Below are 18,327 nucleotides of genomic sequence, written 5' to 3'. Positions count from 1 at the left end.
GGTTAATGAGTGTTTATAATTCAGAACAATTGCCTCTATGTGATCTTGAAATTTATCATTGTTCTTCATGTAGGCACACTCAAATTCCTACACATATTAGTCAGGAATATTACCAAGACTATGAAATGGGTTCTTTTTGGGGATCTAGCTTTAGTCGTACTCGAGAACAACAACTCGAACGTTTGACAAGGCTTGTACCAGCTAATAATCGTTTTTTAGATATTGGTTGTGGCATTGGAAATTATCTTGAATTGGCGAAGAAACATTTTAAAGAACTTTGTGGAGTAGAACCTTCAATATCTAGTGCAAGCGTTGCAAAACAAAAAGGATTTTCCATAATTAATGATTATATGCATGAAGGAATATCCTTTGATTCAAAATTTGATGCTATTAGTATAATTGAAGTATTAGAACATCTTGAACAACCTGTCCTTTTGTTTAAGCTAGCTGCAAATTTATTAAATGAAAACGGTATTCTTCTGGTCGAAGTTCCTAATGGACAACGAATTGTTGAAAACCGCCTATATTATAATTTATCCACAGACCATATTCAATATTTTTCTGTGAACAGCTTGGCCACTATGGCATACCGAGCAGGACTAACAATTGTTTGTGTTCAAGAATCTTTAAATGCTAATTTACTCGAATTATATGTGAAAAAAGTTCCAAAATCCTTAGATACTTTTAGCACTAGAAGGCAATTTGAGCTCGATAGGATTACTTCTCAAATACCTTGTAATGCTAAACTAGCGGCATGGGGAGGGGGAGCCGAATCAGCTTGTTTTCTCGCTATGCTTGAAGGGAAAATTAAAATTAACTGCATATTTGACAGTGATGAAGCTAAACATGGACGAAGTATTGCATGCATACCAATTGTAAAGCCAACAAGTGAAGCAGTATGCGAATTTGAAATAATTATTCTCTTTGCCAATGCACATAAGGAACAAATACAAGATCAGTTGATATCTCTAGGATTTAGGGGAAAGTTTTTAACATCAATAGATGTATAGTTATGAATTTGTATTGCATTAAATAAATTAACAAAGGGAGGCAAAATGGTTATACATCCTACACCATTGCATCAAGCAGTTATATTAGAAATGCAGCCAATATTGGACAATCGGGGTTATTTCGTTAGAAGTTTTTGCAAGAAAACATTGGATGATCACGGAATATCCTTTGATAATGTACAATCTAATATCGCATATAACAGAAATCACGGTACGCTAAGAGGGATGCATTTTCAATTACCACCTTATTGTGAAGATAAGATAGTTTCTTGCATTCAAGGTTCTATTTACGATGTTATTATTGATATAAACAGGGAAAGCCCTACTTTTGGAAAATGGTTTGGAATAACATTATCTGAGAACAACCACATGTCTTTATATGTCCCAAAAGGTTTTGCTCATGGTTACCTAACTCTAAGCTCTAATACTAGTATCCATTATATGGTTAGTAATTATTATGCACCATCCTATGAATCTGGAGTCCGTTGGGATGACAAAACATTTGGGATAAATTGGCCTTTAGAAGATAATCTTATTATTTCTGAGAAGGACAAACAGTGGCAAAACTTCAATATGATTACTGACGGGATAATATTATCTTAGGGGGTGAAACATGGATAATCAAACAGCAAAAAAAATTCTAACAGTTTTACAGGCAGGGCAAGAAGGTATTAATTATTTAGAAAACTGTATTAAGCATGGTGAAATAAGTTTATCTGATATAAGTATTTTAGATGTATTAGTTGAAATGCTGGAATCTGTTGGAAATTCTATTCTGCAAGTATCAGTGCCTAATCGTGTAAACAATATAATTAATAATATTCAATTTTATATTGATAGACTTAAACAAAATGCATATAACGATTATGTGGAGGTTTTCGTATACGATTTCCGCTTTCATTTGTGTTCGTTGTTTAAGATTTTAGAATATGAAATTGCATATATAGTGGAAGGCATAGTAAATAAAGAAGAATACCCTCAACTATATCCAAAAGTAGAAGTGGTTGACCATAACGATATTCTTTTAAAAGGATCCAAAGCCCGCTTTAAAGTTAGTATAGTTCTACTTGCATACAATAATTTGAGTTATACACGTAATTGTGTAGAAAGCATCTTAAAGAACACTAATGATATTGATTATGAATTAATACTCGTGGACAATGGTTCAACGGATGGAACAAAGGAATATTTTGATTCAGTTTCAGGTGCAAAAGTAATACACTTAAAGTATAACTTACATATTGTAAAAGGTTTCAACATTGGTTTAATGGCTGCTGAAGGAAAATATTGTGCTGCAGTTTGTAATGATTTTATTTTCACACCAAATTGGTTAAAAAATTTAATTATTTGTATAGAGTCAGATTCAAACATAGGTTTTGTTTCTCCAGGAGCGACATCCATTTCCAATATGCAACAAATATCTATTCCACACAATTCTATAGAAGATTTTTTAGAAAAGGCTAGAGATTACAATAATAGTGATTCTACTAAATGGGAAGAACGGGTTGTGTTGTTACCAAATGTCTTATGTTGTCCTACTGCTCTTTTGGAACGAATAGGATATTATGACACCCGATTTTATCGTGGTGAATTTTTAGACGATGATATTAGCTTTAAAATTAGGCGTGCCGGCTACAAACTTATCTACTGTGCAGATACAGTAACCTACCACTACGGAAGTTTAACCACTGCGAGTGACCATCAAACAAATTCTTTGGAAGAAGGTAGAAAAACCTTCTTGAATAAATATGGGTTGGATGCTTGGTTAGATGCGCGAATGACTGCATCTTATCTAAACCTTAATTATAATCAATTGAGCAATGTGAAGTCAATTATGGGTATAGATGTAAAGTGTGGAGCAACCTTATTACAAATAAAAAATCAAATATGGGCAAAATTTAAAATGAAACCGCATCTTTCTGTTTTTACTACTGAACAAAAATATGAAATCGATCTTAATACAATTAGTGAAGATGTGTTCATGTTTAATACTTTTGATCAGCTATCATGTGGATTTAACAGTAGTACAGATTTAATATATATTGAAAAGCCTCTCGATTGTTATTCTGATAATTTGGATATTATTTTCGGAAATCTAGCAAAGCTTATGAATACAAAGGGTAAAATAATTTTTATGGTCAACAATAATCTAAGTATTGCATCATTGTATGAGCAAATTAATTCGTTACACTCTATACATAGCCGTAAAATTTACATACGAGATATGGTTTGCTTAAAGGCAAAAGAGTATGGGTTTGACCATTTATCAATAATTAATTTTAAGGAAGAATTTAATCCTGAAAGTAATCAAGTTGTGGGGGAGTTAGCCCGACTTTTATCCAATGGTGAAGAATTACAAATTAAGTATTTGGAGTCATTATTTCATACTAATTTTACGATGTATCAAATGAACTATATTAACTAATAAATTATGGGAGAATAGTTAAATATTTTGGAAGGTCAGGAGTTTTAATATGTGCAGAGCAAGCATAGTGGATCATTCGTTTTGGGAAGGTAAGAAGGTATTCCTCACAGGTCATACAGGATTTAAGGGAAGCTGGCTCAGCATATGGCTGAATAGTATGGGGGCAAAAGTGACAGGTTATTCGTTGTATGCTCCCACTACACCTTCCCTTTTTGAATTAGGAAATGTAGAAGACGTATTAGTGGAATCCGTTAGGGGTGATGTAACCGACCTGGATATGTTAAAGCTTTCTTTACATAAGACCAATCCTGAAATCGTTATTCACATGGCAGCGCAACCATTGGTCAAAAAATCCTATGAGGACCCAGTTCATACTTATAAAACGAATGTTATGGGAACTGTAAATGTAATGGAAGCTGCGCGTACATGTAATTCAGTACGTGTAATTTTAAATGTAACAACTGATAAATGTTATGAAAATAAAGAGTGGTATTGGGGATACCGTGAAAATGAGTCATTAGGCGGGTATGATCCATATTCAAGTAGCAAAGCATGTGCAGAACTAATTACCTCAGCCTATCGTCAATCTTTTTTCAAAACGACTGATATTAAAGTAGCAACAGCGCGAGCGGGAAATGTCATTGGTGGTGGCGATTGGGCTGAAGATCGTTTAATACCTGATATCATAAGAGCCATGATAGAACAAGGGCAAATCCAAATTAGGAATCCTGAGGCTGTTAGACCTTGGCAACATGTGCTAGATCCGTTATATGGATATCTTTTGCTTTGTCAACATCTTTATTTAAAAGGTGTTGAGTATGCCCAAGCATGGAACTTTGGTCCACAAGAAACAGATGTGAGATCAGTAGATTGGGTGGTTAACCAAATGCTTAAAAAATGGCCATTTAAACACCAAGGCTATAAAGCGATAAAACAGGATGACTGGCACGAATCAAATGTACTTAAATTGGATAGCTCCAAAGCATTTAAAGAACTTGGTTGGACACCCAGGTGGAAATTGGACAAAAGTTTAAGTTCAACTATAGAATGGGTAATTCAATATTTAGATGGTAAAGATTTAAAGGAATTGTGTATTAAACAGATAGCTGAATACGAAAATACGGAATGGTAATTCGTTATTAAGTAAACCGTATTCTAGTAAAAATTAATTATAAGATAAAGAGTTTAGGAAACTTTTCCCCCACCCTGGGTATACTCCATAATAAAGGAGTGGATGATGGGGTGGAGAAGGTGTTGGTGGTTCAGCGGCATTTTGCGGTGTGTGTCTTATTGGCTGTCTTTAACGGGGCAGATGCCATCCTTACACATATGCAGCTGCAAAACGGGGCGAGTGAGCTGAACCCGATTATGCGTGTGCTGTATGAGCAGGATCCGTTCTTGTTTCTTGGCGTCAAGTTTGCTTTCTCGCTTCTCATCGTTCTCATCGGAACGGTCAAGATTCGCCAATCGATTCAATATCTGCTCATGTTCACGCTCATCACGTACACACTCGTTATCCTGTACCATATTTTGTTGCTGTTTATCACATAGAAAAGCCTTTCCAGTCATTTCTCTGGAAAGGCTTTTTTATGTTTATTTTATCGCCCTGTCTACCGTCGTCACGGCAAGGTCTGTCACTTTCGGCAGTCCTTGCGGCGGGTTCTTGATGAGCTCTGGGTTGTAGATGATCTTCAGCCTCGAACGGCTCGGTGAAAGGTTCTGTTGGTTTTGTTCATAAATGTCGGGTTCGTAGCCGATGAGTTTGTTCTTATCGTAGATCGGTGCGCCCTGGCGAACGGAACCGCGTGTTGCATTCAAAACCAATTTTCGCCCGAATACGCCCCCGTGAATTTCGACGTTGGAACCGACGCCGTATATTTGCATCATGTCTTCGGAATAAAAGAAGCCTCGGATGATGTTCGGTGTGTCGCGGTACACGTTATTGTTGGCGATGAGGATCGGCCCTTTGCCAAAGACGATAACCGATTGCTCGACGTTCTGGTTATCGCGTATGCCCTCTAGCCTGGAGTAGCGGATCGTCGTCTTTCCGGTCACATAGATGGAGGAGTTGAATTTCACGTTCGCTCCCCAGATGGTCAGGTCGCCGTCGATAAACATCGGGCCGTCAATGGCAAATTTTTGATAGCTGTCTGCGTTGTACTGCGTCTCAGACGTATTGCCGATCGTCACATCTCCGCCAAAATAGGCGCCGTTTGTGAATTTAATGCTGCTCCAATATGTGTCCTTACCACTAATGTAAGTAGAATTACCACTGGGTGTGCTCAAGCGCTTAAAATGATGGCTGCCGTTCATTTTAATGTCGTTCCGTGTGTTTGTATACACATTTTCGTTCATATACTTGTCACGAATGTGATCATGGTTCGGATTGTTGTTAAAATTACCGTCGTTCAGCTCCTCCACGATAAACGGTGCGCCTCGCAAAGAATACTGAAAGCGAGACCGCTGCCCCTCGATATCAATCGGTGTAAAGTTCGGAATGCGGTTGTCGACAACGGGTACATAATGTTTGCCAGCTTCAGTATAGGAAGTAAAGGCAGCAGAAGGGTCGTTTAAACTGATATTGCTGTAATTGTTTTGTGACGTAAACGTGGTCCGGTTAATGTGTGTGCTGTAGTCGGGCGAACCGGTGAGCTTGTACAAGCTGCCTGGAAGAATCAAGTGCGCCTTCGCTCCGTTTTCTCCCTCCACACTTGGCAGATCGGACGGAATCCATGATGTACTCGTGCCGTAGATACCAGTGCTCTTTGTGACCAGGTTGCGTTCCACGTACAGATCACCCTTGATCGCGACACCGCCGTGTATGAACATATTGCCGTCGTCAGGCTGTTCGGTGCAATTGGAGAATCCTCTGCACGGGTTATACGCCCCAAGCGCGTACTTTAACGCGTCTGGTACGGTTTTCGCTCCAAGTCGGATGGTGGAGGAGATGGTTTTAGAATATTCTTTGCCATTCTTGCCCATGACCTTGGACGTGCTGTGCAGCGTCATTTGCTGTGTCAGATCGTTCGGGTCTGCAGGATTCACGATACGGCGCTGGTCGATTTTCAGAAACACCTTGCTGTCCAGCTGCTTCCCCGTGTTTAACCCCGTTACCTCATACTCTCTGATGATGTCTGTAAGCTTTGTGTTGAATTCGGCTGCTGTCTTTCCCGCGAGTGACTTGGTCTGTGTTTCCAATAGCACGCTCAAGTAATCAATCCCTTTTTCCGCGAGCTCTGTTGCCTGCACGTCGCCTTCCCGCACGTCGGTCTTTTTCTTCCCGCTTAGTGTGGCGCTGAAAAGAGAGAGACCGGCGACGGTGAAAATGACGATCATGAGCAATACAATAATTAACGAGTTTCCTCTTTCATCCAGCAGCTTCCTCATCACTTGCCTCCTAATAGCCCGAACTGGCTTTTTAAGTTGAGCGGTTTATCAATTTTTTTACTTTTGATGATCAGATCAATCTGTACACTGCTTCCTTTAAGTGTGATTTCCGAACCAGTGAGATCGTAATCGGCTGAATGAAGCGGGGTGCCGTCAATGTATGCTGTATCACCGCTAAAGCCGATCGCTTTCGTCGTGCTGCCATTTTTGTATTGCAGCATGCTGCTGGAGCTGCCCTTCACTTCGGTCAGTTTGTCGGCGGTAAGCGGGTACAGCTCTTTAACGATCTGTGACATGACCAGATCCGCTTCATCCCGGACGAGTGTTTCGGTGCGTATTTTCTTTTCCGTGTTCAGACCGTTGATCAGGACATAATAAGCCATGTACCCGATAATCGAGAACAGCACGATGGTCACGAGCAGCTCGATGAGCGTCAGCCCTTGTTCGTTTCTCACGTTATTTTTCATAGCGCACAAATCCTTCTACCGAGGTGACGATGTCTTCCTGCTTGACGGTTACGGTGACAGGAAGGAGCTTTAGTGTTGTATCGGCAGCTGCCGCTGAAATCGTAATTTCATAGTCTTTGCTGTTGATCTTTTCAGCGAAAGCACCCTGACATGTGGTATCCGAACCGCATGTGGTTCTGTTGTAGTTATTTTTAAAGGGTGGCTGCACGCCATATGAAGTTGGGCTTTGCTGCAGCCGGTCAAGTGTCATGCGGGCAAGGTTCACGGCCACTAGCTTATTGTTGTTATCGGTGCTCACCTGCTGCGACTGCTGAAAGAAGCCTGAAACCGCCAGAAACGCGATGGACAGTATGGTTAACGAGAGTAACACTTCAAGTAACGAAAATCCTTTTTCTGACAGCATTTGCCGCACACCCTTTTTCAAATTAATCGAGTTACAATTAGTATACAATATACCTATTGTTTTTTTGTATAAATTGGCTATATTTGAAGAGATTTGTAGTATTATAGTAAAAAAGAGTGAAATCTGTAAAAAATATAGGATGGGAGAGGTAATGTGACGCAATTATTCTTGGTGATTATCAGTTCGTTGCTATTAATTCCAATTTTATATGTTCTTCCTAAAGGACTGTCTTTGAAACAAAAAATGATCATGCTCGGAGGAGCCTTCTTCTTATCACTCGGCAGTGTATATGCCATCCAGTCACAGACGCTGTCGTACAGCCTAGCTCTCCTCGCGATGACAGGACTCGCCTTTATCGCCGCGTATGTGACCGAGAAAAGACTCCCGGACGTGGCTATGCAAAAACCAATAAAGGCAACAGAGGACTATATCGTTCCGGCTGTGGTGACAGAGGAAATCGTTATCGAGGAGCAAGACATGATGCAGGACATTCAGCCTCAGGAAGTAGAGCTATCGCCGATTGAACTGCCGGCACTCGAGCTGCAAGACGTTCAGCCATTAGAGTCAGTGGACACTCCTTCTGTAAAAGAAGAAACGCTGCCGGTGCTCGCTCCTGAAGTGCCGAGTGTAGAGGATGAGTTCGATTTCCTGAAAAGTGAAAGAGAAGGATCGGACGAAACAGACGAAGTGGAACAACCACAAAGTATCGAAGCCGAGATCACGCCAGAACGAGCTGAATGGCTGGCTGAGATAGAAGAGCTCGAATCGATTCCACTTGTTCTGAATGAAGTGGCCGCAACCGTGGAGGTAGATGTTCTAGAGCAGATTCCTGTTTCAGAGGAGCTGCTAGAGTTAGAGGATTTAACGATTGTAGAAGAGGAAGCGCCAGAAACGGTGGTGCAAGAAGAGTCGGCTGAACCTGTGCTCGAGGAATTAGAAGAAGAGCTTCCTGCTGAAGCGGAAACAGCTGTTGCGGAACCAGAACACATAGAGATCGCGCTGGAAACACCCGAGATGGATAACGATGTACGAGAGCTGCTGCTGCAAACCTTAAATACCTATCAGTCATCGGGTGATGCGGCTTCGTTTCAGGAGATGGCTCAAGCTGTGTTGGATCAGCCGCTGCATGATAAAGACTATTATCTATTCGCCAATCAGCTATTTCAGTCGTATATCGCACATGGCCATCAACAGGAAGCTCAAACCCTCCTGATGGAGATGGGCTACCGATTAAGAGAATACGAAACAATAAATTCTGAAATTAAAGACTATTTTACTATCTTCTTTAATGGTAAAATATAGTACGATAATATCACAGATAGTGTAAAATAATAATTCACATAGAATTGGGTGGGGAAAATGAAGAAAAGCAATCAATTTATGAATCTTCCAATCATCAGCATACAGGATGGAACAGAAGTGGGAAGCGTGAAGTCGTTAGTGGTGAATTCGCAGCAGGGTACGGTGGATTTCCTGACGGTGGAACACGAAGACTGGCAGATCAGCGTGCGCGCTGTGCCGTTTAAGAAAATTGTTGGAGTAGGAGAGTTCGCTGTCACGATCGAGAACCGCAGTTCCATCTTTGATTTGACAGAGATTCCAATTGCAAACGAGCTTGTGCAAAAGAAGATCAGCATCACAGGAGCGAAATTGATTGACCGTAAAGGGCAATTTATCGGTGAAGCCACAGAGTTCTTTATTGATGAAGAAAACGGATTGATCCTTGGTGTCGCGATTTCCATGCAATCAAAAGAAGTGGTTCTTTCCTCTGAACAGGTAATCACGTATGGCCGTGATTTGCTTGTTGTTAAAGAAGAAGCAGAGCTTAAATTTTTTGACCATGCCGAACAGCTGCTGCAATCAGAAAAAACTGAAGCAACAGAGGCGGATCCTGTGAAAGAAAATCAATACAAGCTGCTTACAGGCAGAACGACGACAAAGGATATCTTTTCAAAAAGCGGTGTGCTGCTATTTCCGAACGGAACACAGCTGAAAAAAGAAGATATTGTGACTGCTCAGGAAGAAGGACCTTCTGTATTAGCTGAATTGACGATGAACGTAGTCGGTTAATGATGGAGAACGCCAATGGCTAAGCAGGAGTTTAACCCAAAACGGTTTCTACAGCTTTTTGGCACGATTGGCCTTTCTTCTTTTTTTATTTTCTCTACGAGTACGATAGCGTCACAACTATACTCTAATACATTCGCTGAGAAGAAGCTCGGTATGGGGGCAAGCGTCGCATCGGTTTCACTCGAAAATCTTACAAAAGAAGAAGCGGCCACATTGCTACAAGGAAAAATCGAAAAATGGCGCAGCAGCAGTGAGGTTGTGCTCATCCATAACGAGGAACGAAAGAACCTTCCATTAGATGCGTGGCAGTTTCAGCCGGAAGAAAGCATTCAAGCTGGCCGATCACAGCCATTGAAAACCGAACTGAACGAAAACCTTGTAAAAGAAGCCCTTCAAACCTTCAGCGACCCTAACCTGGAGAAGGTGCTCGATATGCCGCTGCTGTTGAACCACCTGAAGCAGAGCGGATCCCAGCTGACGGAAGGAACGATAGAAGTCCAGCTTGGGGATTTTCTTTCCACCGCGATAGAAGATGATATAGTGGTCAGTGAAATTGCTCTTCCATTAAAAGGGGAATACCGGCTGCTTACTGATTATGTGGCTGGTCTGAACGGATTCAAGATCAACGGCGGAGAATCTTTTTCTCTCCGACAGGCACTGGAAGAGGTTAAGATGACACCGCAGATTTCACCAGATCTGAACGCTCTGGCAGAAGGCATTCACCGGGCGGCGCTAACGACGAATTTTTCTATCGTGGAACGCCATACATCACGTGAGCTGCATGTAGAAGATATGCTCGGCTATGAGGTGAGCATGGATGATGAAGAACGAGACCTGATTTTGCATAATCCGAACACCGGAACGTACGAGCTCAGTCTTGTTGTCGTCGATCAAGTGCTTTCCGTTTCATTTGTCGGCGTGCCATTTCCGTATACGTATAAAACGATCGTCGAAAAAAAGACGTTTGAACCGAAGACGATCGTTCAGTTTAGCAAGGAGCTGTCCTCCTTTAACTCGATCTCGTTAAAGGAAGAAGGGCGAGAAGGATATTTGGCGGCCGTTTACCGTATTTCCTACGATAATGGCGGGCGGAAGACGGATAAGGTGAAGCTGTATGAAGATTTCTATCCGCCAAAGCATCGTATTGAAGAGCGCGGGTATCCGCTCGCAGCGGATCCAGTAGAAGGCATTCCGCCTGAGGCTGGCGATCTGCCACCGGCGTTGCCTTGGTATCCGCCGTATCCGTACCCTGAGAATCCAGAGAACCCGGAAACTCCTGCTGATCCAGAGACAGGCGATGAGCAGGAGCCGGGTTCTAGGAAAGACGGAAAATTACCAGATGACAGTGATGAAGATCCTTCCAAGAGAAGGGAGGTAACCAAGTGATCTCACAGCGCAAAAGGGTTGGCGACATTTTAGTGGAAGCAGGCATCATCTCACAGGAGATTTTGCAGCAGACGTTAAAAGAGAAAAGACGCAAGCAAAAGATTGGTGACGCCCTTATTGAAAAAGGTTATTTGACGGAGCAGCAGTTAATCGAGGTGCTCGAGTTTCAGCTTGGCATCCCGCATATTAGTCTGTTTCGCTATCCGATCGACGAAAAGGTGATCTCGGTTGTACCGAAGGAGTTTGCGCGAAGGCACTTTCTTATTCCAATCAAGATAGACAGCGACAAGCTCTTTGTGGCGATGGCCGACCCGATGGACTTTACCGTCGTGGATGATTTGCGCCTGAGCACAGGATTCCAGATTGAACGTGCGATCGCGGCCAAGGAAGACATCATCCGCGCACATAACAAATATTACGACCTGGATGATTCGGTCAGTGAACTGATGGACCTGCTTCCGCAAGGCACCTCGCTTGAGGAAGACAGCCGGATGACCGAGGAGAACTCGCCGATCGTCAAGCTTGTGAACCAGACGATCCTTCATGCGGTGCAGCAGAAGGCGAGTGATATTCACTTCGACCCGCAAGAAACGAAGCTTGTGGTGCGCTACCGGATCGACGGCGTTTTGCGCACCGAGCGGAATTTGCCGAAGCATATGCAGAACATGCTGACGGCGCGCATCAAGATCATGGCGAACTTGAACATCACGGAAAATCGTCTTCCGCAGGATGGCAGGATCAAGGTCAATCTTGATATGCATCCGGTCGATCTGCGTGTGTCCACACTGCCAGCCATCTACGGAGAGAAAATCGTGCTTCGTATTCTGGATTTGGGCAGCACGCTTAATAATCTGGATAACCTCGGCTTTAACCGGATCAACTATGAGCGGTTCACGTCGCTCATTAAGCAGCCGAACGGAATTATCCTCATTACCGGTCCGACGGGTTCAGGGAAATCGTCTACGCTGTATGCGGCACTGAACCGGTTGAACACCGAGGAGGTGAACATCGTCACGGTCGAGGATCCGGTCGAATACCAGCTGGAAGGCATCAATCAAATACAGGTGAACGCGAATGTCGGCCTGACGTTTGCGAGCGGTCTTCGTTCAATTTTGAGACAAGACCCAGACATCGTCATGGTCGGGGAAATCCGCGATACGGAAACAGCTGAGATCGCGGTCCGCGCTTCCTTAACCGGACATCTTGTGCTCAGTACGCTTCACACAAACGATTCGATCGGGACCATCGCTCGTCTTACAGACATGGGTGTCGAACCGTTTCTTGTGGCTGCCTCATTGTCCGGAGTCGTAGCGCAGCGTCTCGTGCGCAAGGTTTGCCGTGATTGTCAGCAGCATGTTCGCGCGACTGAACGCGAGAAAGAGATTTTTGCCAAACGCGGCATGAAAATTGAAAATGTCACGCGCGGCAAAGGCTGCGGGACGTGCAGCATGACCGGCTACAAGGGCCGTATCGCCATACATGAAATTTTAGTGGTGGACGAGCACATTAGGCAGCTGATCATGAACAACCGGCCGATACTGGAGCTGCGTGATTACGCGCTGAAAAACGGAACGATCTTCTTGATTGATGACGGACTTTTAAAGGTTAAAAAAGGCTTAACCACCACAGAAGAAGTGCTGCGGGTAGCCACGAATGAGTAGGTGCACGTTATGAAAGAAAAATTTGAGCAGTGGCTGAGAGCAGCTTTTCAGCTCAAAGCATCGGATGTTCATTTATCCGTCGGCATGCCGCCCGTGTTCCGGATTAACGGCAGCTTGAAGCGGTACGGCAGCGAGCCGCTGAAACCTGAAGAGACAGAGGAAATTTCACGTACCATCATTCAGGAAAAGTATTACGCTGTCTTCGATGAAAAAGGGGAAATTGACATCTCGTACGGCATTGCCGGCCTATCGCGTTTTCGTGTGAACGCCTACCGTCAGCGCTCGTGTGTGAGCCTTGCCATCCGTATCATCCCGACGAGCATTCCGAGTCTCGAGGAGCTGTCGCTGCCAGAAACGGTCCGCCGCATGACAGGCAAGCAGCAGGGTCTCGTGCTCGTGACCGGACCGACTGGAAGCGGCAAAAGCACCACGCTTGCCGCGATGATCGATTATATGAACCGAACCATGAGCCGCCACATTATTACCCTTGAAGACCCAATCGAGTATTTGCACAAGCATCAGACGTGTGTCATCGATCAGCGTGAGGTGGGATATGACACGAACTCGTTCGCGAACGGTCTCAGGTCCGCTCTCCGCCAGGATCCAGACGTTATTTTATTAGGTGAGATGCGTGACCTGGAAACAATCGCGACCGCGATCACGGCAGCCGAAACGGGACATCTTGTTCTTGCGACGCTTCATACAACAAGTGCCGCATCAACCATCGACCGGATTATCGATGTCTTCCCGCCAGGACAGCAGGGGCAGGTGCGCATCCAGCTGGCTTCCGTCCTTGTCGGGGTCGTCTCGCAGCGTTTGTTTCCGACCGCTGACCAGACCGGGCGCAGGGCGCTGACAGAAATTTTGGTGAACACACCGGCCGTGAGCAATCTGATCCGCAACGAGAAGATTCACCAAATTTACAGCGTCATGCAGACGAGCAAGGCGCTTGGCATGCATACGTTCGATATGGCCGTTAAAGAGGCGGTTGAAAAGAAAGAAATCCACAGCGAAGCGGCGGATCCTTATTTGCAGGAAATGAAGGTGTAGCAGATGGCGCAGTTCAGTTATGTCGGAAGAGACAAAAGCGGGAAGAAACGAAAAGGCAGCATTATCGGCCTGTCCAAACGCGAGGCTGTCCTGAAGCTAAAGGAGAAAGGCATCTCCGTCATCCAGCTGGAGGAAATGAAGGCGACGCTTTTGAACAAAGAGATCTCAATCGGCCGCAGAGTAAAATCGCAGCAGTTCGTCATCTTTTTGCGCCAGTTCGCCACACTGCTTCGTGCCGGCGTGTCAATCGTGGACTCGACCCACATTTTATCCGGACAGACCGAGAGCAAGGCGCTGAAAAACGTGCTGTCCGACGTTGAGGAAGAGCTGCGGCAAGGGAATGCCCTTTCTTCAGCAATGGCGAAGCATAAAGACATCTTTCCGGCTATCGTCATTAACATGATCGCAGCAGGAGAGCTCGGCGGAAGCCTGGATGAGACGCTCGATCAGCTGGCTACTTTTTATGAGAAACAGCATTACACGAAGCAGAAAATCGTCTCGGCAATGATGTATCCGATGATTGTAGGGGTTGTGGCAGTGTTTGTTGTCATATTCCTGCTGGCGAAGGTCGTACCGGCCTTTGCCGGCATGCTGGAGGATGCGGGAGGAGAGCTTCCTCCGATTACGAGGGCTGTACTCAGTGCAAGTCACTTTGTACAGAACTTCTGGTGGCTGTTTATTGCTTTAGCCCTAGTAAGCTATCTAGCTATTTATCTTATTAGACAAAAACCGTCTAGTAAATATTATCTAGATTATGCTATATTAAAAACGCCCATATTCGGTAAAATATTACAAAAGTCGTCAATTGCGAGAATGACGAGAACACTCAGCTCTCTCTTCTCCAGTTCCGTTCCCATCCTTCCAGCTCTATCGATTGTGGAGAAAGTTGTAGAGAATGAGGTGATCGCAAAGGTATTAAGGCAGTCAAGAGACGCTCTTGAAAGCGGACAGCGTTTAACCGAGCCGATGAAAAAGCACTGGATCTTCCCACCGCTCGTCACACAGATGATCGCGATCGGAGAGGAAACCGGTTCACTGGATGAAATGCTGTCAAAAGTGGCTGAATTCTATGAAAAAGAAGTCGAAAGCGCGACAGACCGGCTCAAAAGCCTAATCGAGCCCATCATGATCGTCATCCTCGCTTCCATAGTAGGCACGATCGTCATATCCATCATCGTGCCGATGTTCCAAATCTACAACACGGTAGGACAATAGCACTATATACATTAATTTTATTAAAAAGGGAGATTACCATGTTAAATCTACTAAAAAAACACTTAAAAAATGAAAAGGGACTTACCCTTATTGAGCTACTCGTTGTTATTGTTATTCTTGGGATTATTGCAGCGATTGCTGTGGTGAGTATTGGTAATATTATTGATAACACAAAAGAAAAAGCAAAAGTTACTGAAGCTGTTCAAATAATAAACGCTGCAAAATTGGCAAGAGCTGCTGAAGGTTCTGTTCCAGCTTCAGGTTGGGTAAGCACAGCTGCTGCAAATCCGTTATCGAACTACCTTGATAATGTTAAGGATAATACATGGACAGTGGGTTGGTCTAAAGCGGGGGGATACACAATTACTGGTCATGATTCAGCTACAATTGTATCAAGCAGTAATACAGCTAATACGGCAGTACTGGAAAAAGACTTAACTGATTTTATTGATTAATAATTATTAAAATAAAAGATAATAGGGAGTTTTTTAAAATAGAGCTCCCTATTATTTTGCTTATTTTAAATATGTCTATTCCTTTCACGATCCCACCTGAAAAACTACCAAGGTGGGATGGTCAAAGGAATTGCTAGATTAGCATCCATCATGACTTGAGGTGAAATGCCGTGAAGTTTGGTCTTGGTTTATTTAATAGAAAAAGAGTCAATTTGATCATCCAGGATCATGTTATTCGTTTTCTGGAGTATAAAGATCCTGAGGAGCTGGATGTGAGAAACTTCGGTGAGCGGTATCTTCCGGAGGGTCTGATCCAGGAGGGTGCGATCAAGGACCGTGAAACATTGCTTCTTATTTTAGAGGAATGTGTGTCTGATTGGGGCATTAAAGGCAGGGATGTGCAGTTTCTTATTCCTGACGGCCGTGTGGTCATCCGAAAGCAGCAGATTCCATCTGATCTGATGGAGGACGAGATTAAAGGCTATTTATACATGGAGCTCGGCAGCTCGATTCACGTGCCGTTTGAGGATCCGGTGTTTGAGTTTGCCGCCGTACAAGGAAGTGGGGAAGCACGCGAAATCCTGTTGTTTGCGGCATCCGAGCAATTGGTGCACGACTATTCCTCGCTCTTGGAGGAGGTCAAGCTGAAGCCGGTGGTTGCAGATATCTCTTGTCTGGCGCTGTACCGGTTTGTGTATGTGCAAAACGAGACGGAAAGCGACGATCACAGCCTTTGTGTGCAATTTGATCTCGCATCCGTTCAGATCAGCATCTTTCATTACCATATGCCTTTTTTCTATAACAGCTTGAAGCTGGAGCATGATATGAAGCAGTGGGATGTGAAGCACCATATTAGTGAGGTGCAGGACATCACGTTTCAAGGAGAATCCCAACAGCTGCTGGGCGCGATTGACGATAGTATTAAAGAAGTGGAACGCATTCTTAATTATTATAAATTCAACATGAATGCAGGACAGCAGGGTGTCACCAAAGTCTTTCTTACAGGAGATCACCCGAAATTAGCGTATGTGAAGCAGCAGATCGAGCAACAGCTGAACATGCCTGTCGTTCAGCTCGAAGACGATGTTCAGCGTCTGCCATCTAAATTTCACTCTGCACTTGGCCTGGGACTAAAAGAGGTGGAGCTATGCTAGTCGATATTAACCTGCTGCCGCAGCAGAAGCAGAAATCTCTTTCATTTGTCGTGACGGTTATCGCAGCGGCCATCATCATTCTGGGGTCCGGTACTTATCTTGGCTTGGATTATTATGTAACACAAGGTGAGCTTGCTGAGAAGAAAACAGAGCTTCAGCAGCAATCGAAGCTAATTGAGTTGCTTCAGCAAAAGCAAGAGCCTGACGCAAGTACGAGTGCTGAGCCGATTGAGGAGAAGGTAGCTTACATCCGGTCAAAGGACATTGAAGCGGCTGGGCTTTTGCAGCATCTGACGTCTCTTTTGCCGGAGAGGGGCTATTTCCTTAATTATGAGTACAGTGAAGGCACGACCATCACGTTAAACGTGCAGTTCGATTCAATGGCGCAGTCAGCGGAGTACCTGCACCAGCTCACGTCATCACCTTATTTGTTTAACGTAACACTCGAAAAAATGGAAACGACGAATTTAGAGGAAGTAGAAGCAGGCGAAGACATGTCGGCGTTTGAAGAGCTGCTTCCTCGTTATAAAGGACAGTACAAAATGGAGTTGCAGCGTGAAAATCTGAAAGAGCTGACGGTGAGAGCTGATGGCGAGTGACAAGCTAAAATCCTATATTGCGGGAGGCGCGCTTCTCCTTTTTCTATTGTTAGGTGTGATGTTCTACCTTCTTTACCTATCACCGCTAAAGCAGCAGGTAGAGGATACAGCGGACCAAGTGAATCAGCAAAAATCATTTCTCGAAAAAAACAGCACGCCAGCAGCTGAAAAGCCCGTTGTTGTGACTGATACTGCTGCATTGCAGCAGGAAGTGCCGGTTAAACCGCTCATGGACCAGCTACTGCTGCAGTTCGAAAAAGCTGAGGTGCTGTCAGACAGCCTGATTTTATCGATGCAGTTTACGGACGGTGAAGAAGCGGCTGCTGAACCGGCGGAAAATGAGGGAGAAGGGGATCAGGAACAGCCAGCTGCTCCTGACGAATCCGCTGCCGCGCCTGAGGTGCTGCCATCAGGGGTGAAAAAAATCACAGCCGAAATGACCGTCATGTCCAAGGATTATGAGGGATTGCTCAGTTTTCTGCAGGTGGTGCAGGAGCTGAAGCGAATTACCGTGATCGAAGGCATTACCTTTACAGGGCCTGCAGATTTGAACGCCGAATCTGAGGATGCGCCTGAGAATCAATTTAAGTATGACCTGCAGGTTTCGACGTATTACCTGCCAGAGCTGACCGATTATCTAAAAGACACGCCGACCGTACCGTTTCCTGCCCCATCAGGCAAAAAGAATCCGTTAAGCGGAAGCGAAACCGAAACCGAGGGTGAAACCGACTGATCACTTTTTCATGAAAAAGGAACGCTTGCAAGCCGATAGTAAAGATACGTATCTTTACTTGATACGCAGGACTAACACTTCACGAAGGAGCTGAGTACCATGGACATTGCCGCTTTATCGATCGCGATTAACCAGTCGAGCGTAAGAGAACAGGCGAATCTGTCTGTCATGAAAATGGCGATGGATTCTTCTGAACAAACAGCTGTGAACATGGCGAAAATGCTGGAATCGGCTGCACAGCCTCACCTCGGCAGCACCATCGATCTAAAGGGTTAAGCAGGAGGCACGGGTTGAGTAGACTCGTGCCTTTCC

The 18,327-nt window shown here is 44.3% G+C and carries 19 protein-coding genes; 16 read left to right on the top strand and 3 right to left on the bottom strand.

What is annotated here, in order from left to right; genetic code table 11:
- The first annotated feature begins 5 nt into the window (after positions 1–5).
- The 5 genes from ACFQPF_RS15375 (at position 6) to ACFQPF_RS15355 (ending at position 4,986) form a co-directional block, all read left to right on the top strand.
- Positions 6–1,010, top strand: coding sequence for a class I SAM-dependent methyltransferase (locus tag ACFQPF_RS15375; protein WP_379750586.1), 1,005 nt, complete (start codon positions 6–8; stop codon positions 1,008–1,010).
- A 45-nt stretch (positions 1,011–1,055) separates the two neighbouring features.
- Positions 1,056–1,613, top strand: coding sequence for a dTDP-4-dehydrorhamnose 3,5-epimerase (rfbC, locus tag ACFQPF_RS15370; protein WP_379750585.1), 558 nt, complete (start codon positions 1,056–1,058; stop codon positions 1,611–1,613).
- 10 nt (positions 1,614–1,623) lie between these two features.
- On the top strand, positions 1,624–3,435 hold the full coding sequence (locus ACFQPF_RS15365; RefSeq protein ID WP_379750584.1) for a glycosyltransferase family 2 protein: 1,812 nt from the start codon (positions 1,624–1,626) through the stop codon (positions 3,433–3,435).
- Positions 3,436–3,484: 49 nt separating this feature from the next.
- On the top strand, positions 3,485–4,567 hold the full coding sequence (gene rfbG, locus ACFQPF_RS15360; protein WP_379750583.1) for a CDP-glucose 4,6-dehydratase: 1,083 nt from the start codon (positions 3,485–3,487) through the stop codon (positions 4,565–4,567).
- Between the two features lie 110 nt (positions 4,568–4,677).
- The gene (locus ACFQPF_RS15355; protein ID WP_379750582.1) at positions 4,678–4,986 is read left to right on the top strand and encodes a DUF5658 family protein; all 309 of its coding nucleotides are present in this window, start codon (positions 4,678–4,680) and stop codon (positions 4,984–4,986) included.
- Positions 4,987–5,028: 42 nt separating this feature from the next.
- On the opposite strand, the gene ACFQPF_RS15350 is transcribed toward ACFQPF_RS15355, so the two are convergent.
- The 3 genes from ACFQPF_RS15350 to ACFQPF_RS15340 are packed head-to-tail and all read right to left on the bottom strand — an operon-like array spanning position 5,029 to position 7,692.
- Positions 5,029–6,822 carry a hypothetical protein gene (locus ACFQPF_RS15350; protein WP_379750581.1) on the bottom strand — a complete coding sequence of 598 codons (1,794 nt, stop codon included), beginning with the start codon at positions 6,820–6,822 and terminating at the stop codon, positions 5,029–5,031.
- Positions 6,822–7,289 carry a PulJ/GspJ family protein gene (locus tag ACFQPF_RS15345; protein WP_379750580.1) on the bottom strand — a complete coding sequence of 156 codons (468 nt, stop codon included), beginning with the start codon at positions 7,287–7,289 and terminating at the stop codon, positions 6,822–6,824. The genes ACFQPF_RS15350 and ACFQPF_RS15345 overlap by 1 nt, the downstream gene beginning before the upstream one ends.
- Complete coding sequence (locus ACFQPF_RS15340; protein ID WP_379750579.1) at positions 7,279–7,692, bottom strand: type IV pilus modification PilV family protein; 414 nt, start codon at positions 7,690–7,692, stop codon at positions 7,279–7,281. Before ACFQPF_RS15340 ends, ACFQPF_RS15345 begins: the two co-directional genes overlap by 11 nt.
- A 153-nt stretch (positions 7,693–7,845) precedes the next feature.
- On the opposite strand from ACFQPF_RS15340, the gene ACFQPF_RS15335 reads away from it, so the two are divergent.
- The 11 genes from ACFQPF_RS15335 to ACFQPF_RS15285 all read left to right on the top strand — a co-directional run bounded on the left by ACFQPF_RS15335 (position 7,846) and on the right by ACFQPF_RS15285 (position 18,291).
- On the top strand, positions 7,846–8,994 hold the full coding sequence (locus ACFQPF_RS15335) for a hypothetical protein (protein WP_379750578.1): 1,149 nt from the start codon (positions 7,846–7,848) through the stop codon (positions 8,992–8,994).
- A gap of 57 nt (positions 8,995–9,051) precedes the next feature.
- Positions 9,052–9,762, top strand: a complete 711-nt coding sequence (locus ACFQPF_RS15330; protein WP_379750577.1) for a PRC-barrel domain-containing protein — start codon at positions 9,052–9,054, stop codon at positions 9,760–9,762.
- A gap of 15 nt (positions 9,763–9,777) precedes the next feature.
- On the top strand, positions 9,778–11,148 hold the full coding sequence (locus ACFQPF_RS15325; RefSeq protein ID WP_379750576.1) for a VanW family protein: 1,371 nt from the start codon (positions 9,778–9,780) through the stop codon (positions 11,146–11,148).
- Positions 11,145–12,809 carry a GspE/PulE family protein gene (locus tag ACFQPF_RS15320; protein ID WP_379750575.1) on the top strand — a complete coding sequence of 555 codons (1,665 nt, stop codon included), beginning with the start codon at positions 11,145–11,147 and terminating at the stop codon, positions 12,807–12,809. The genes ACFQPF_RS15325 and ACFQPF_RS15320 overlap by 4 nt, the downstream gene beginning before the upstream one ends.
- 9 nt (positions 12,810–12,818) lie before the next feature.
- The gene (locus ACFQPF_RS15315; protein ID WP_379750574.1) at positions 12,819–13,859 is read left to right on the top strand and encodes a type IV pilus twitching motility protein PilT; all 1,041 of its coding nucleotides are present in this window, start codon (positions 12,819–12,821) and stop codon (positions 13,857–13,859) included.
- 3 nt (positions 13,860–13,862) lie between these two features.
- Entirely contained in the window at positions 13,863–15,074 is a 1,212-nt protein-coding gene (locus ACFQPF_RS15310; protein ID WP_379750573.1) for a type II secretion system F family protein, read from the top strand.
- A 38-nt stretch (positions 15,075–15,112) separates the two neighbouring features.
- A complete protein-coding gene (locus tag ACFQPF_RS15305) occupies positions 15,113–15,529 on the top strand; it encodes a type II secretion system protein (RefSeq protein ID WP_379750572.1) in 417 nt (138 codons plus the stop codon).
- Between the two features lie 170 nt (positions 15,530–15,699).
- Positions 15,700–16,683, top strand: a complete 984-nt coding sequence (pilM, locus tag ACFQPF_RS15300; protein WP_379750571.1) for a type IV pilus biogenesis protein PilM — start codon at positions 15,700–15,702, stop codon at positions 16,681–16,683.
- Complete coding sequence (locus ACFQPF_RS15295) at positions 16,677–17,282, top strand: PilN domain-containing protein (RefSeq protein WP_379750570.1); 606 nt, start codon at positions 16,677–16,679, stop codon at positions 17,280–17,282. Before pilM ends, ACFQPF_RS15295 begins: the two co-directional genes overlap by 7 nt.
- Positions 17,272–18,015: a hypothetical protein gene (locus ACFQPF_RS15290; protein WP_379750569.1), complete on the top strand. Its 744-nt coding sequence runs from the start codon at positions 17,272–17,274 to the stop codon at positions 18,013–18,015. Before ACFQPF_RS15295 ends, ACFQPF_RS15290 begins: the two co-directional genes overlap by 11 nt.
- 99 nt (positions 18,016–18,114) lie before the next feature.
- Positions 18,115–18,291: a YjfB family protein gene (locus ACFQPF_RS15285; protein ID WP_379750568.1), complete on the top strand. Its 177-nt coding sequence runs from the start codon at positions 18,115–18,117 to the stop codon at positions 18,289–18,291.
- Positions 18,292–18,327: the final 36 nt, after the last annotated feature.

Source organism: Fictibacillus iocasae (genome assembly GCF_042665465.1).
Taxonomy (GTDB): domain Bacteria; phylum Bacillota; class Bacilli; order Bacillales; family Fictibacillaceae; genus Fictibacillus; species Fictibacillus iocasae.
The sequence above is the reverse complement of the archived record's forward strand: the minus strand, read 5'-3'. Positions and strand labels throughout refer to the sequence as shown.